14 protein-coding genes and 1 pseudogene are annotated in these 15,520 nt (G+C 69.6%); all 15 read left to right on the top strand.

Going from position 1 to position 15,520, the window contains the following annotated elements; translation table 11 throughout:
- The first annotated feature begins 46 nt into the window (after window positions 1-46).
- The 15 genes and pseudogenes from R6Y94_RS37605 (at window position 47) to R6Y94_RS37535 (ending at window position 15,408) form a co-directional block, all read left to right on the top strand.
- Window positions 47-1,498, top strand: a complete 1,452-nt coding sequence (locus tag R6Y94_RS37605) for a DHA2 family efflux MFS transporter permease subunit (RefSeq protein ID WP_318401341.1) — start codon at window positions 47-49, stop codon at window positions 1,496-1,498.
- A gap of 398 nt (window positions 1,499-1,896) precedes the next feature.
- Window positions 1,897-2,589 carry a response regulator transcription factor gene (locus R6Y94_RS37600; protein WP_318401339.1) on the top strand — a complete coding sequence of 231 codons (693 nt, stop codon included), beginning with the start codon at window positions 1,897-1,899 and terminating at the stop codon, window positions 2,587-2,589.
- 45 nt (window positions 2,590-2,634) lie between these two features.
- Window positions 2,635-3,212: pseudogene (locus tag R6Y94_RS37595) on the top strand (biotin carboxylase N-terminal domain-containing protein); the annotation flags it as partial.
- A gap of 243 nt (window positions 3,213-3,455) precedes the next feature.
- Complete coding sequence (locus tag R6Y94_RS37590) at window positions 3,456-4,925, top strand: FAD-dependent monooxygenase (RefSeq protein WP_318401337.1); 1,470 nt, start codon at window positions 3,456-3,458, stop codon at window positions 4,923-4,925.
- A 19-nt stretch (window positions 4,926-4,944) separates the two neighbouring features.
- On the top strand, window positions 4,945-5,271 hold the full coding sequence (locus R6Y94_RS37585) for a TcmI family type II polyketide cyclase (RefSeq protein WP_318401335.1): 327 nt from the start codon (window positions 4,945-4,947) through the stop codon (window positions 5,269-5,271).
- Window positions 5,268-6,548, top strand: a complete 1,281-nt coding sequence (locus tag R6Y94_RS37580; protein WP_318401333.1) for a beta-ketoacyl-[acyl-carrier-protein] synthase family protein — start codon at window positions 5,268-5,270, stop codon at window positions 6,546-6,548. Before R6Y94_RS37585 ends, R6Y94_RS37580 begins: the two co-directional genes overlap by 4 nt.
- Window positions 6,545-7,765 carry a ketosynthase chain-length factor gene (locus R6Y94_RS37575; RefSeq protein ID WP_318401331.1) on the top strand — a complete coding sequence of 407 codons (1,221 nt, stop codon included), beginning with the start codon at window positions 6,545-6,547 and terminating at the stop codon, window positions 7,763-7,765. The genes R6Y94_RS37580 and R6Y94_RS37575 overlap by 4 nt, the downstream gene beginning before the upstream one ends.
- A gap of 52 nt (window positions 7,766-7,817) precedes the next feature.
- Window positions 7,818-8,090 (top strand): acyl carrier protein, encoded by a 273-nt coding sequence (locus tag R6Y94_RS37570; RefSeq protein ID WP_318401329.1) that lies wholly within the window; start codon window positions 7,818-7,820, stop codon window positions 8,088-8,090.
- A gap of 44 nt (window positions 8,091-8,134) precedes the next feature.
- Window positions 8,135-8,920, top strand: coding sequence for a 3-oxoacyl-ACP reductase FabG (gene fabG, locus R6Y94_RS37565; RefSeq protein WP_318401327.1), 786 nt, complete (start codon window positions 8,135-8,137; stop codon window positions 8,918-8,920).
- Window positions 8,921-9,014: 94 nt separating this feature from the next.
- Window positions 9,015-9,962 carry an aromatase/cyclase gene (locus R6Y94_RS37560; protein WP_318401325.1) on the top strand — a complete coding sequence of 316 codons (948 nt, stop codon included), beginning with the start codon at window positions 9,015-9,017 and terminating at the stop codon, window positions 9,960-9,962.
- A gap of 4 nt (window positions 9,963-9,966) precedes the next feature.
- Window positions 9,967-11,979: an SDR family oxidoreductase gene (locus R6Y94_RS37555; RefSeq protein WP_318401323.1), complete on the top strand. Its 2,013-nt coding sequence runs from the start codon at window positions 9,967-9,969 to the stop codon at window positions 11,977-11,979.
- 31 nt (window positions 11,980-12,010) lie between these two features.
- Window positions 12,011-12,775 carry an SDR family oxidoreductase gene (locus R6Y94_RS37550; protein ID WP_318401321.1) on the top strand — a complete coding sequence of 255 codons (765 nt, stop codon included), beginning with the start codon at window positions 12,011-12,013 and terminating at the stop codon, window positions 12,773-12,775.
- Window positions 12,776-12,890: 115 nt separating this feature from the next.
- Window positions 12,891-14,126 carry an MFS transporter gene (locus tag R6Y94_RS37545; RefSeq protein ID WP_318401319.1) on the top strand — a complete coding sequence of 412 codons (1,236 nt, stop codon included), beginning with the start codon at window positions 12,891-12,893 and terminating at the stop codon, window positions 14,124-14,126.
- Window positions 14,123-14,716, top strand: a complete 594-nt coding sequence (locus tag R6Y94_RS37540; RefSeq protein WP_318401317.1) for an NAD(P)H-dependent oxidoreductase — start codon at window positions 14,123-14,125, stop codon at window positions 14,714-14,716. Before R6Y94_RS37545 ends, R6Y94_RS37540 begins: the two co-directional genes overlap by 4 nt.
- Before the next feature lie 50 nt (window positions 14,717-14,766).
- Window positions 14,767-15,408 (top strand): antibiotic biosynthesis monooxygenase, encoded by a 642-nt coding sequence (locus R6Y94_RS37535; protein ID WP_318401315.1) that lies wholly within the window; start codon window positions 14,767-14,769, stop codon window positions 15,406-15,408.
- The last annotated feature ends 112 nt before the right edge of the window (window positions 15,409-15,520 follow it).

Here is a 15,520-nt window from a genome sequence, read left to right as displayed (position 1 = left end):
ACTTGAACTTGTTAGTTCAATCATGCTCACCTACCCGGAGACCTCGATGACGCAAGCGCGTGACGACAAGCTGGACCCCGCACTGCTGCGACTCATCAGCGTGGTCCTGCTCGGCGGGATCATGGGCATCCTCGACGGCACGATGGTCGCGGTCGCGGTCGACACCCTCACCGACAGGTTCGTCACCTCGGTGAGCACGATCGGTTGGGTCTCCACCGGCTACCTGCTCGCCCTGACCGTCACGATCCCCGTCACCACCTGGGCGGTCGACCGGTTCGGTGCCCGCCGACTGTGGCTGTTCGGCCTGCTGTTGTTCCTGTTCGGCTCGCTCACCTCCGGGCTGGCCTGGAACATCGAGAGCCTGATCGTGTTCCGGCTGTTGCAGGGTGTCGGCGCGGGCATTCTCGACCCGCTGGTGCTCACGCTGCTGGCCCGGGCCGCCGGCCCGCGCCGGGCGGGGCGGGTCATGGGCCTGATGGGTGCGGTCCTGCCGCTCGGCCCGGTGCTCGGCCCGGTGCTCGGCGGCGTCGTCCTCGACGGCTTCGGCTGGCGCTGGATGTTCCTGGTCAACCTCCCGATCGGTGTGGTCGCGTTCCTGCTCGCCCTGCGGGTGATCCCGGTCGACGCGCCGGACGCTGAACAGCCGCGGAACCGACTCGACCTCATCGGGCTGACGTTGAGCGGTCCGGCTGTGGCGGCGCTGATCCTGGCCCTGACCCAGGTGGCCCATACCGGTGAGTTCGCGTCCGGTCCGGTGCTCGTACCGCTGGTGCTCGGCATCGTTCTGCTCACCGGGTACGTGGTGCACGCGCTGCGGGTACGCGACAGGCCACCACTGATCGACGTACGCCTGTTCCGGAGCCGGAGCTTCTCCGCCAGCGTCAGCGTGCAGGGGCTCGTCGGGGTGGTGACGTTCTCGGTGCTGTTCGTGCTGCCGCTCTACTACCAGCAGATGCACGGCCAGGGGGACGGCGCGCTCGTGGCCGGGCTGCTGGTGGCGCCCATGGGCCTGGGCTCCGTCCTGGCCATGCCGGTGGCGGGGCGACTCAGCGACCGGCTCGGTGCGCGGGGCCTGGCCCAGGGTGGAGCGGTCGTGGCGGCCCTGAGCGCCTTTGCCTTCACCCGGATCGGGGCGGACACCGATCCGGTCTGGTCCGGAGTAACCGCGTTCGTCATCGGCGTCGGGCTCGGCTTCGTCGCCGCGCCGACAATGGGATCGCTCTACCGGACACTCCCCGGTCACCAGGTACCGCAGGGCAGCTCGGTGCTCTACATGCTGAACCAGCTCGGCGCCTCGATCGGCATTGCCGTGGTCGCGGTCATCGTGGACACGGCGGGCGAGGATGCCATGCGCGGCTTCCAGGGCGTGTACTGGTGGGTCTTTGCCGCAGTCCTGGTCATCCTCGCCGGCAGCACGTTGCTGCCCGGTCGGCCGGAGGAACAGGCCGCCACAATAGTTGGTCCGTCCGATTCGGCCAGGGTGTCCACGGACGCGTAGTGATCATCAGTGACGCGGAGCGGGCCGGATCCCATCTGGCCCGCTCCGGCCGCCTGCGGGCACGGTCGAGACGGCCGGCCCGGCGTGGCCAATCTTGCGATCGATCCGCGGTCGCCGGGGATGAAACCAATGCCGTGACCTCGCACCGAGAGGGCGTCGTAACACTTTGGACATATTTAGCCCCCGTATAGGTATATGTGAGATCTTTCATAAAAGGGTTGCTAGATACATAAAAAGACGTGTATAGATCGATTAGCAAGTTTCGGAACCCATTCCGGCGCTGCAACTGGGATGCGGCGCAGGGGCGGACGGCCCAGCGGCTCCGACACTCACCAGGGCGGTGGCCGCTCCGAGCTTGGATCGCTTCTGTGGGCAAGGCGAATCGGACGGGGGAACTCATGCAAATTCTCGTTGTCGAAAAGCAGACGCGAACCATCAAGCCGCTCGGCGATGATCTGGCGCGCAATGGTTACCGGACGAGGACCGCCAGCACCGGGGCGACGGCGCTCGAGGCGTACGAGGACGCCGAACTGGTCGTTCTCGACGTCGATTTGCCGGACATTGACGGGCTTGAGGTATGTCGGCGGATCCGGGCACACAGCCAGACGCCCGTGATCGCCCTGACCGACGGCGACGCCGGTGTCGACCGGGTACTGGTGCTACAGGCCGGTGCCGACGACTGCCTGGACAAGCCTTACGAGTTCCGGGAACTGCTGGCCCGCATCGAGGCGGTCATGCGCCGGTCCCACCGTCCCGGACAGCCCCGAGCCCGGCTGGGCCACCTCTCGATCGACGGGCTGTGCATCAACCCCGCGTCCCGGGACGTACGGATGCACGGCGAGCCGGTGGACCTGACCCGCAAGGAGTTTGACCTCCTCTACCACCTGGCGAGCAACCCGGACAACGTGCTCAGCCGGGAGCGACTGATGGCCGAGGTCTGGGGCGACTCGACGCTGCACGCGCGCAGTTCCCGGGGCAGCCGCACCATCGACACCCACGTCAGCTCACTGCGCAGCAAGATCGGCAGCAACTGGATCCGTACCGTCCACGGGATCGGTTTCCGGTTCAGCGGCGCCGATCGGATCCGCTGAACCGCTTCCGCTGCCTGAACAGGGGACCCGGGAAAGGGGACCAGCGTGCGCAAGGTACCTATTGCCAACCGGGGAAGATCGCGGTCCGGACCGTCCGCGCCTGCCGGGATGAGGTGATCGCCAGCGTGGCCGTCCACGCGGACTCGGACCGGGAGCCCCGTACGTGCCACTGGCCGCAGCGAACGCCTCGGCGGCGACACCGCCGAGGCGGGCTATCTCGACATCGACAAGGTCTTGGCCGCGGTCAAGACCGCCTTCGGCGGCGGCGGACGTGGACTCAGGGTGACCCGTGCGGTCGACGAGATCCCGGGATGCTGTGAGTCTGCGGTCCGCGAGGGGGTCACCGCGTTCGGCCGGAGCGACTGCTTCGTCGAGCGCTACCTCGACCGGCCCCGGCACGTGGAGACGCGGTGCCTGACCGACCGGCACGGCAACGTGCTGGTCGTGTCCACCCGGGACCGCACGCTCCAACACCGGAACCAAAAGCTGGTCGAGGAGGCACCCGCGCCGTTCCTGACCCCGACACAGACCGCGTAGCTCTACGCCGCGTCGAAGGCGATCCCGCGGGAGGCGGGGACGCCGGCGCGGGTACCTGCGAGTTCCTCGTCGGACGGGACGGCACGGCGCCATGATCTGTCAGATCGAGATCGCATGGATTTGACAATCCCCTGACATTCCTCTGCGCATGTTTTTGACATCGGCCGCTTGCCTCGAACCCCGAAATCCAACAGGATAAAAGCATCTCCTGGAGCTGTTTTCCGGACCACGTCCGCCAGTGTCCGCCCCCTACAGGAAATTGTGCATCTATCGCGAGCCGTCACACCCGGGAACTGCACGCGTACCTCCATGTGAGTCGGGAGAGGCTTATGGACGCTTCGGTCATCATTGTTGGAGCAGGGCCCACCGGTCTTATGTTGGCTGGCGAACTGCGCCTGGCCGGGATCGACGTCATCGTCCTGGAGCGCCTTTGTGAGCGTACCGGGGAGTCGCGAGGAATCGGTTTCACCGTCCGGACGATGGAGGTCTTCGACCAGCGCGGGCTGCTGCGCCGCTTCGGTGACTTTCAGACCACGACGGGCGGCCACTTCGGTGGGCTCCCGCTGGACATCGGCATCCTCGGCAACGTCCACGAGGCAGCCCGGACCGTCCCGCAGTCGGAGACCGAGCGGGTCCTGGAGGGATGGGCTGTCCAGCTCGGCGTCGACATCCGGCGCGGGTACGAGCTCGTCGGGCTGACTGACGACCGGACCGGTGTCGCGGTCAACGTCCGGAGCGACGGAGGTGAGCAGGTCCTACGTGCCTCGTACCTGGTCGGCTGCGACGGCGGCCGGAGCACGGTTCGCCGCGCCGCCGGATTCGATTTCCCGGGTACCGCCGCCACCACCGAACTGTTCCTCGCCGACCTGCGCGGCGTCGAGCTGGAGCCGAGGATGAGCGGGCAGCAGTTCGCCGGTGGAATGGTTATGGTCGCCCGGCTGTCGGACGGGATTCACCGCATCATCGTCGGCGAACGCGGCGCCCCGCCACAGCGTCGAACCGCCCCACCGGCCTTCGAGGAGGTGGCCGACACCTGGAAGCGGCTCACCGGCCTGGACATCTCGCACGCTGAGCCGGTCTGGGTCAGCGCCTTCGGTGACGCCACCCACCTGGTCACCGAGTACCAGCGCGGCCGGGTGCTGCTCGCCGGGGACGCCGCACACGTGCACCTCCCGGCCGGTGGTCAGGGGATGAACACCGGCGTCCAGGACGCGGTCAATCTGGGCTGGAAACTGGCCGCCGTGGTCGACGGCACCGCGCCGGAATCGCTGCTGGACACGTACCACAGCGAACGCCACGAGGTCGGCCGGCGGCTGCTCGCCAACACCCGGGCGCAGGGGCAGCTCATCCTCGGCGGCGCCGAGGTGCAGCCGCTGCGGGACGTGCTCTCCGAGCTGATCGGGTATGAGGAGGTCAGCCGGCATCTGGCCGCGAAGGTGAGCGGGCTGGACATCCGGTACGACGTCGGTGACGGCGCCAATCCCCTGCTGGGAATGCGGATGCCGCACCTAGACCTGATCGCCGGCATCCGTCGGACCAGCAGTACCGAACTGCTCCGCCGGGGCCGCGGCCTACTGCTGGACCTCAACGACAACGCGGTGCTGCGGTCCCGCGCGTCGCGCTGGCGCCGGCGGGTCGACATCGTCACCGCGACCGCGCCGACCGTCGCTCAACACCCCACGCTCGCCGGTACCACGGCGGTACTCGTACGACCCGACGGCCACATCGCGTGGCTCGCCCCCGGCAGCCACCACGACCTGCCCACGGCACTGGACCGCTGGTTCGGGCATGCCCGCTGACCCTTCACGAGAGGACATCATGCACAGCACCCTGATCGTGGCCAGGATGGCACCCGACTCGGCCGATGAGGTCGCCCGCCTCTTCGGCGCGTTCGACGACACCTCGATGCCGCACCTGATGGGCACCCGCCGCCGTCAGCTCTTCTCCTACCGGGGCCTCTACTTCCACCTTCAGGACTTCGACGACGCCACCGGCGGTGAACGGATCGAGAAGGCGAAGACCGAGCCTCAGTTCATCTCGATCAGCGAGGACCTGAAGCCTTTCGTCGCGGCGTACGACCCGGCCACCTGGCGATCGCCCGCAGACGCGATGGCCCGGCGCTTCTACCACTGGGAGGCGGCGTGACCCCGGCCGGCGACCGGCGGGTCGTCATCACCGGCATCGGCGTGACCGCCCCGGGCGGGTCGGGCGTGAAGGACTTCTGGCAGTTGCTCACCGACGGGCGTACCGCGACCCGGCGGATCTCGTTCTTCGACCCGTCGCCGTTCCGGTCACAGGTCGCCGCCGAGGTGGATTTCGACGCTGAACTGTCCGGCCTGCGTCCGCAGGAGATTCGTCGGATGGATCGGGCGGCACAGTTCGCGGTGGTGACCGCGCGGCACGCGATTATCGACAGCGGACTGGAGTTCGACCGCCTCGACCCGCACCGCACCGGCGTGACCATCGGCAGCGCGGTCGGCGCGACGATGGGCCTTGATCAGGAGTACCGCACCGTCAGCGACGGTGGCCGGCTGGACCTGGTCGACCACGAGTACGCCGTGCCGCACCTCTACAACTACCTGGTACCCAGTTCGTTCGCGGCCGAGGTGGCCTGGACGGTGGGTGCCGAGGGGCCGAGCACGGTGGTGTCGACCGGCTGCACGTCAGGGCTGGACGCGATCGGGTACGCGACCGAGGTAATCAGGGACGGCGCCGCCGACGTGATGATCGCCGGCGCCACGGACGCACCGATCTCGCCGATCACGGTCGCCTGCTTCGACGCGATCAAGGCGACCACGCCGTGCAACGACGACCCCGAGCACGCGTCCCGACCGTTCGACGCGAGCCGGAACGGGTTCGTACTTGGCGAGGGGGCGGCCGTGTTCGTGCTGGAGGAACTGGGCAGTGCCCGTGCACGCGGCACCACCGTCTACGCCGAAGTGGCCGGCTACGCCACCCGCTCCAACGCGTTCCACATGACCGGGCTGCGGCCGGACGGCCGGGAGATGGCCGAGGCGATTCGACTGGCCATGGCCGAGGCACGGATCAACCCGGAGGACATCGACTACGTCAACGCGCACGGCTCCGGCACCAAGCAGAACGACCGCCACGAGACCGCCGCGTTCAAGCGGAGCCTGGGCGAGCACGCCCGCGCGGTGCCGGTCAGCTCGATCAAGTCGATGGTCGGGCACTCGCTCGGCGCTATCGGCTCGATCGAGATCGCCGCCTCAGTCCTGGCGATGACCCACCACGCCGTACCGCCCACGGCCAACCTGCACACTCCCGACCCGGAATGCGACCTCGACTACGTACCGCTGGTCGCCCGCGACTGGCGGACCGACACGGTGCTCTCCGTCGGCAGCGGGTTCGGCGGATTCCAGAGCGCGATGGTGCTCGCCCGACCTGATCGGGATCCGCGGTGAGCGTCTCCACCGTCGTCACCGGGCTCGGTATCGCCGCACCCAACGGCCTCGGGCTGGAGGAGTACTGGTCGGCGACGCTCGCGGGTCGCAGTGGCATCGGCCGGGTGAGCCGGTTCGACCCGTCGTCGTACCCGGCCCGGCTCGCCGGGGAGATCGCCGGGTTCGAGGCAGAGCGGCACCTGCCGAACCGGCTGCTGCCGCAGACGGATCGGATGACGCGGCTCGCGCTCGTCGGCGCCGACTGGGCGTTCGCCGACGCGGGGATCGTGCCGCACGAGGTGTCCGAGTTCGAGATGGGTGTGGCCACCGCCAGCCACTCCGGCGGGTTCGAGTTCGGGCAGAACGAGCTGAAGGCGCTCTGGAGCAAGGGTGGCCAGTACGTCAGTGCGTACCAGTCCTTCGCCTGGTTCTATGCGGTCAACAGCGGGCAGATCTCCATCCGCAACGGTATGCGGGGACCGTGCAGTGTCGTGGTCAGCGACCAGGCCGGCGGACTGGACGCCGTCGCGCAGGCCCGCCGCCAGGTGCGCAAGGGCACTCCGCTGATGGTGACCGGTGCGATGGACGCCTCGATCTGCCCGTGGGGCTGGGTGGCGCAGCTCGCCAGCGGGCGGCTGAGCCTGAGCGGGGACCCGGATCGGGCGTATCTGCCGTTCGACGCCGCCGCCTGCGGGTACGTGCCCGGCGAGGGCGGTGCGCTGCTGGTCTTGGAGGACGCCGACCATGCCCGGCAGCGTGCTGCCGTCAACATCTACGGCGAGGTCTCCGGGTACGCCGCGACCTTCGACCCCCGACCGGGCAGCGGCCGGGCCGGCGGACTGCGGAAGGCGATCGAACTGGCGCTGCGGGACGCGGACGCGTCACCGGGCGACATCGACGTGGTCTTCGCCGACGCCGCCGGGGCACCGGAACCGGACCGGGTCGAGGCGGGGGCGATCACCGGCGTCTTCGGGCCCCGGGGGGTACCCGTCACCGCGCCGAAGACGATGACCGGACGGCTGTACTCCGGCGCGGCGCCACTCGATCTGGCCGCGGCGCTGTTGAGCATCCGCGACGGCGTGATCCCGCCGACCGTCCACGTACACGTCGCCGACGAGTACGACATCGACCTGGTCCAGGAGGGCCCGCGCGCGCTCCCGGTGCGCGCGGCGCTGGTTCTGGCGCGCGGGCACGGCGGGTTCAACTCCGCGATGGTGGTGCGCCAGGTCGACCGGTGAGAGATCCGGAACCCGGGCAACCGGAATCGACGTGACGAAAGGAAGTGTGGAGATGGCCACGGTACCCGCCGGCTCGTTCGACGACGAGGACCTCAAGCGGATCCTGCGCGAGGGAGCCGGCTCGGACGAGAGCATCGACCTCGACGGCGACATTCTCGACATCTCGTTCGAGGAGCTGGGCTACGACTCGCTGGCACTGCTGGAGACCGGTGGTCGGATCGAGCGCGAGTACGGCATCAGGCTCGACGACGACGGGCTCTCCGGCGAACACACCCCCCGCGCACTGGTGGAGCTGGTGCGCGGCCGGCTTGCTAGCGCGGGCTGAGCCGACGGTCGCACTCGCCGGCCAACCCACATCGAGGAGTGGACATGAATCAACAGGCGTCGAAGGTCGTGCTCGTCACCGGCGCGACCAGCGGAATCGGCCTGGCCGTGACGAGGCTCTTCGCCGGGCGGGGAGAGCGGGTCTTTCTCTGCGCCCGGACCGCGGACCGGGTGGCGGGCACCGTCAAGGAACTCCAGAACGAGGGGTACGACGTGGACGGCGCTGCTGCCGACGTGCGGTCCCCGGAGGACATCCGGAGCATGGTGCGGGCCGCCGTGCACCGGTTCGGGCCGATCGACGTGCTTGTCAACAACGCCGGCCGCAGCGGCGGCGGCGTGACCGCCGAGATCACCGACGAGCTGTGGCTCGACGTGATCAACACCAATCTGAACAGCGTCTTCCTGATGACACGCGAGGTGCTGACCACCGGCGGGATGCGGGCCAGGGCCTCCGGCCGGATCATCAACATCGCGTCCACCGCAGGCAAGCAGGGTGTCGTCCTCGGGGCGCCGTACTCCGCCTCCAAGCACGGGGTGGTCGGTTTCACCAAGGCGCTCGGCAACGAGCTGGCGCCGACCGGCATCACCGTCAACGCCGTCTGCCCCGGCTACGTCGAGACGCCGATGGCCGAGCGGGTCCGGCAGGGGTACGCCGCGGCGCACGGCACCACTACCGACGAGATCATGCGGCGGTTCACGGCGAAGATCCCGCTCGGCCGGTACTCCACTCCGGAGGAGGTCGCGGGCCTGGTCGGCTATCTCGCCTCGGACACGGCGGCGTCGATCACCTCGCAGGCGCTGAACGTCTGCGGCGGCCTGGGCAACTTCTGATCGTGCCGTCGACACCCGTCCGTGCCCCGCTACCTCTGGCCGGGTCGCTGACTTCCGCCGTGCCCGCCACGGCTTCTGACGAGAGGAGACCGATGTGACCCGAAACGAGGCGCGCGAGGTCGAGCACGAGGTCACCGTGCACGCCGCCGGCACCGAGGTGTACCGGCTGCTTGCCGAGGTGGAGAACTGGCCCCGGCTGTTCCCGCCCTCGGTGTACGTGGACTACCTGGAGCGCGACGGTAACGAGGAGCGGATCCGGATCTGGGCCACGGCCAACGACGACGTCAAGAGCTGGTCCTCGCGCCGGATACTCGACCCCGGGGCGATGCGAATCGAGTTCCGCCAAGAGGTGTCGGCACCGCCGGTGGCCGAGATGAGCGGTACCTGGATCATCGAGCCGCTCGGCGAGGAGGACACCCGGCTGCGGCTGCTGCACCGGTACCGGGCGATCGACGACGACCCGGACGGGGTGGCCTGGATCTCCCAGGCGGTGGACAGTAACAGCCGGGCGGAGCTGGGTTCGCTGAAGACCAACCTGGAACTGGCCGCGGGTGCGGCGGACCGGCTCCTCTCGTTCGAGGACAGCGTCCAGGTCAAGGGATCGGCCAAGGACCTCTACGACTTCATCAACGAAGCCCAGCTCTGGGCCGACCGGTTGCCGCACGTTGCCCGGGTGGAGCTGACCGAGGCGACCCTCGGCCTGCAGGTCCTGCAGATGGACACCCGTACCCGGGACGGGTCCACGCACACCACGAAATCCGTGCGGGTGTGCTTTCCACACCGGCGCATCGCGTACAAGCAGATCACGCTGCCCGCGCTGATGACGCTGCACACGGGCTACTGGGAGTTCACCGAGGACGAACCGGGGATCACCACCGCCACCTCGCAGCACACCGTGATGATCAACACCGAGAACATCGGCCGGATCCTCGGACCCGACGCCGGCCTGGCCGAGGCTCGGACGTTCGTCCGGGAGGCGCTCGGCAACAACAGCGGTGCCACCCTCAACCACGCCAGAGAGTACGCGGAAGCTAGGCGCTGAGCCGGTGGACGGCGCACTGGACACCGACGTCATCGTCGTCGGGGCGGGGCCGGTCGGGTTGACACTCACGGGCGAGCTGCGTACCGGCGGCGTCCGGACCGTGACTCTGGAGCGGCTCACCGCGCCGACCACCGAATCCCGGGCGTCGATCCTGCACGCCCGGACGATGGCCCTGCTCGCCGAGCGCGGGGTGCTGGACAGGCTGGGCCCGCTGCCCGGCGGCGGGTCCGGCCACTTCGGCGGGATCCGGCTCGACCTGGCGGCGGCCACCTCCGGCCACCCGTTCGCCGGTCAATGGGAGTGTCCGCAGACCCGGGTCGAGGCGGTGCTCCAGGAATGGGTCACCGACCTCGGCGCCGAGGTACGACGCGGGCACGCGGTGACCGGACTGACCCGGCACGCCGACTGGGTGCAGGTCAACGTGCGGGTGCCCGGTGGAAGACCGTGCCGGCTGCGCGCCGCGTACCTGGTCGGCTGCGATGGGGAACGGAGCACGGTGCGGCGACTGGCCGGGTACGACCTGGCCGGCGTGGACGCCACCCGACAGATGTTGCGGGCCGACGTCACCGGGATCGACATTCCCGACCGACGGCTCCAGCGCCTGCCCAACGGCGTCGTCACCGCGTACCGCCGTGCCGACGGCACCACCCGACTCATGGTGCGTCGTCACGGTCGCCACCCGAGGGCCGGTGCCGGTGTCCCCGACTTCGCCGAGGTGGTCACCGCCTGGGCGGAGGTGACCGGCGAGGACATCGGCCACGGCGTACCCCGGTGGCTCAACCGCTTCGACGACACCAGCCGCCAGGTGAGCCGGTACCGCTGCGGCCGGATCCTGCTCGCCGGTGACGCCGCGCACGTTCAGATGCCGATCGGCGGACAGGCGCTCAACCTCGGCCTCCAGGACGCGATCAACCTCGGCGGCAAGCTCACCGCCCGGGTGACCGGCGGCGCGGGCGAGGAGGTCCTCGACTCGTACCACGACGACCGGCACCCGGTCGGGACGCGAGTCCTGACCAACATCCGGGCACAGGCACTCCTGCTGTTCGGGGGCCCAGAGACGGACGCGCTGCGGGACACCGTCGCCGAGCTGATGGGCATCGACGCCGTCCGGAGCCACCTCGCTCGGATGATCAGCGGCCTCGACATCCAGGAGACGACCCCGGTGACCGATGTCCGCACCGGGTCGGGAACTCCGGCCCCGGGCGACCGGACGAACCGATCCGCTTCGACTGACAGGAGTTCCACCATGGACAGGCTCAACGGCAAGACCGCGCTCGTCACCGGCTCCAGCCGGGGTATCGGCCGGGCGACGGCCCAGCGGCTCGCCCGGGAGGGTGCCCTGGTCGCCGTGCACTACGCGGCCAACGAGGACGCGGCGCTGGAGACCGTGACCTCGATCGAGTCGGACGGCGGGTGGGCCTTCCCGGTCCGCGCCGAACTGGGCGTACCGGGTGACGTCCACAATCTGTTCTTGGCGCTGGAGGAGGGACTCAAGGAGCGTACCGGCGACACCACGCTCGACATCGTGGTGAACAACGCGGCCGAGACCGCGCCGGCCGGCATCCCACCGGAGGACATTACGCCGGAGCAGTTCGACCGGTACTTCGCGGTGAACGCGAGGGCGCCGTTCTTCATCGTGCAACGCGCGTCGAGCCTGCTGCCGCAGGGCGGGCGGATCATCAACATCTCCTCGGGTCTCACCCGCTGCGCAAACCCCGACCAGGCCGTGTACGCGATGACCAAGGGCGCGATCGAGCAGATCTCGCTGCACTTCGCCCGGCACCTGGCCCCGCGCGGAATCACCGTCAACACGGTGGCACCCGGCATCACCGACAACGGCAGCGCGGTCTTCGGCATGCCCGAGGTGGTGGAGCAGATGGCGCGGCTCTCCGCGTTCAACCGGGTCGGCGACGCGGGGGACGTCGCCGACGTCGTCACCTTCCTCGCCACCGACGAGGCCCGCTGGATCACCGGCGCGTTCATCGACGCCAGCGGCGGGACCCTGCTCGGTCAGTGACCCATCCATCCACCGGAGTCGAGAGGAAGCCATGACCTCCAGCAGCACCCGCGTCGCGCTGGTCACCGGGGCGAACAAGGGGATCGGCCGCGCGGTTGCCCGACAACTCGGAGCCCGGGGGATGTGCGTCTACCTCGGGGCGCGCAACGAGAGCCGGGGACGGGCGGCCGAGCGCGAGCTGTGCGCCGAGGGCCTCGACGCCCGTTTCGTACGGCTCGACGTCACCGACGAGTCGTCCGTGGCCCTCGCCGCCAAACGCATCGACGAGGAGGCGGGGCGGCTCGACGTGCTGGTGAACAACGCCGGTACCGGCGGTCCACCGACGCCGCCCAGCCAGACCTCGACCGACCAGGTGCGGCGTACGTTCGAGACGAACGTGTTCGGCGTGGTCACGGTGACCAACGCGATGCTGCCGTTGCTGCGGCGCTCCCCGTCCGGCCGGATCGTGAACGTCAGCAGCCTGCTCGGATCGCTGGCGTACGCCGCCGAACGGACCGATCCGACAGGCCTGTTCCCGCCCGGTGTCTTCCCGGTGGTGCTGGACTACAACACCTCGAAGGCGGCCCTGAACGCCGTCACCATCACCTACGCCAACGAGCTGCGCGACACCGGGATCCTGGTCAACGCGGTCTCCCCGGGTTTCGTCGCCACCGATATCAACGAGCACCGGGGCATCCTCACGCCCGAGCAGGGCGCGCGCATCCCGGTACTGCTGGCGACCCTCGGCGACGACGGCCCGACGGCCACGTTCGTCAGCGAGGACGGCACCGCAACCGGTCTGCGGCTGGCCTGGTGAGGGGCCGAAGAGGAGGACACGGTGACCAGCGACGTGGTGTTCGACCACCTGACCGAACTGGAGGGTCTGAGGGAACAGGTACCGGTACCGACGAGCGAGGGAGGTGTCCACCGACATGAGTACGGCCATCCCGGCCCCGGGCACCGGCACGCGACCGGTCCGCTGGGACCGGCGCGCGTGGGCGATCCTTGTCATCCTCTCCGGCAACATGGTGCTGGACTCGATCGAGGTGTCGGTGGTGCTCGTCGCGCTGCCGTCGATCGGCGCCGATCTCGGCCTGTCGCTGCCGACCGTGCAGTGGCTGATGAGCGGTTTCGCGGTCGGTTTCGCGACGCTGCTCCCGCTCGGCCGGCGGATCACCGCCCACTGGGGTGCCCGCCGCGCCTATCTGGCCGCGATGCTCGTCTTCGCCGCTGCCTCGGTGATCGGCGGTCTCTCCGACGACATCGCGATACTGATCGCCACCCGGGTGGTCAAGGGATTCTGTGTCGCACTGACCGCCCCGACCGGGCTGGCCATCATCGGTACCACCTTCGCCGGCGGGCCGCAGCACCGCCGCGCGGTGTCGATCTACGGTCTGTTCGGCGCGGCCGGGTTCACCGTCGGCCTGCTGCTGTCCGCGGTGCTCCTGGAGGCGGGCTGGCACTGGACGTTCCTCTTCCCCGCCCCGGTGGCGCTGGTGCTTCTGCTGTTCGGCCTGCGGGTACTCCCACCCGACCCGCCCCGCGACGTCGTACCCCGGACGGTTGCGGTCCGGGACGGTGCGCTGGTGCGGTCCGCACTCGGCGCGGCCACGCTCAACGGCACGTACCAGAGCCTGCTGCTGCTCGTCACCTTCCAGATCTGGGACGAACTGGGCTGGCGGCCCTGGCAGACCGCGCTGGCACTGCTTCCGGCCTGCGTACCCCTGGTGCTGACCGTTCCGTTCGCCGGACGGATGGTCGCCCGGTTCGGCGCCGCCCGACTGATCGCCCTCGGTGCGCTCGCGGCATTCCTCGCCCCGGTCTACTACCTCTGGCGGCCGTGGGTGGACGCGTACCCGACCACGACCCTGCCGGCCCTGCTGCTGGTCGAGGCGGGGTTCGTACTCTCCTTCGCCGCGTTGAACATGCAGGCCACGGCCGGTGTCGCGGTCGAGAACCGGGCGCGGGCGGTGTCGTTGTACCAGGCCGCTGTCCAGATCGGGGCCGTCGTCGTGCTGCCACTCGTCGCGCTGCTGCGGACGGCCTTCGGCAGCGACCGGCCGGCGCTGCTGCTCATCACCGTGGTCGGCGCGGCAGGTCTGCTCGTCGCGCTGACCGGGATCCGGCATCGACGACCCCTTCCGATCCGACGAAAGGTCCCACTGTGACGGACAACCCGATCAAGCTCGTCGTCGTCATCGCCAGCGTCCGGGACGGTCGGCTCGGCCCGACCGTGGCCGACTGGTTCGTCGGCCAGGTCATGTCGCGCGCGGACATGGCCGTCGACGTGGTCGATCTGCTCGACCACCCGCTGCCGCTGGTGATGCCGGCAAGTGGCCAGCGGCCGGCCACCGGTGTCGCGACGGCACGGGACGCACTCTCCGCCCGGCTCTCCGCCGGTGACGCGTTCGTCGTGGTCACACCCGAGTACAACCACAGCTTCCCGGCCGCGCTCAAGAACCTCCTCGACTGGTTCCTCGACGAGTGGGCGGCGAAGGCGGTCGGCTTTGTCTCCTACGGCGGCATGTCGGGTGGTCTGCGCGCCGTCGAACACCTGCGACAGGTCTTTGCCGAACTGCACGCGGTGACCGTGCGCGAGTCGGTCAGCTTCCACGACGCGTGGACGCGGTTCGACGGGCACGGCCGCCCGTACCGGACCGAGGAGTGCGAGGCCGCAGCGAAGGCCCTGCTGGACCAGGTGCACTGGTGGGCCGTGACACTGCGCGACGCACGGACGAGGCGCCCGTACCGGCGCTGACACCGGGCCGGACACCACGCCGGCCGCCCTCCACCGAACCGGGAGAACCTGTGACTCTGCCGATCTCGACCGCCATGCCCGACGTACGCCGGACCGACGCGCCGGTTGCCTTCGTCAGTACCTGGTACGTGCCGGACGCCGAGGCGGCTCGCCGCCTGCTCGACAGCCTCGGGCGACGGTGGTCCGGTACCACGTGGCCGGCGGAGATCCGTTCGTCGAGCTGCTTCCTCGACGTGCGGGGGGACACCGTACTGGCGTACACCCGCTGCCTGGACGGGTCGGACCGGAGGACGATCCGGTCGCTGCACGGCGCGTCGGGGGCGGGCCCGGTCGAGTACCGACTCGGGCGCAGCGTCGTCCGGGACGGCACCCCGCCCACCTGTGTGGTCATCGCGACGTTCGACGTCGACGGCCCCGACCGGCAGGAGCACATCATCGACTCCATCGCCGATTCGATCGAGCAGGCGCCGCCCGACCGGAACCGGGGCCTGCTCGCCGCCAACTTCCACGTCAGTACCGACGGCAGTCGGGTGCTCAACTATGCGGAGTGGACCTCGGACGAGGCACATGAGGTGTTCCTCGCCGGGTCCACCCGGGCGACGACGCTGCGGATCAGCAACGCCACGCCGGGCGTGCGCCCGATCGGCTTCAAGCGGTACCACCTGCACGGAAGCGTGACGGGACGCGGATAGACCGGAAACATTGAACTTATTAGTACAGTTTTCTGAGCCTTCCGGTACGATGCTGGCGTGTGGACGTTCGCGGCCGGCGGCCAGGATGCCCGTGCACGTACCGACCGGGTTG

This window comes from Plantactinospora sp. KLBMP9567, assembly GCF_033446045.1.
Classification (GTDB): Bacteria; Actinomycetota; Actinomycetes; order Mycobacteriales; family Micromonosporaceae; genus Plantactinospora.
The sequence above is the reverse complement of the archived record's forward strand: the minus strand, read 5'-3'. Positions and strand labels throughout refer to the sequence as shown.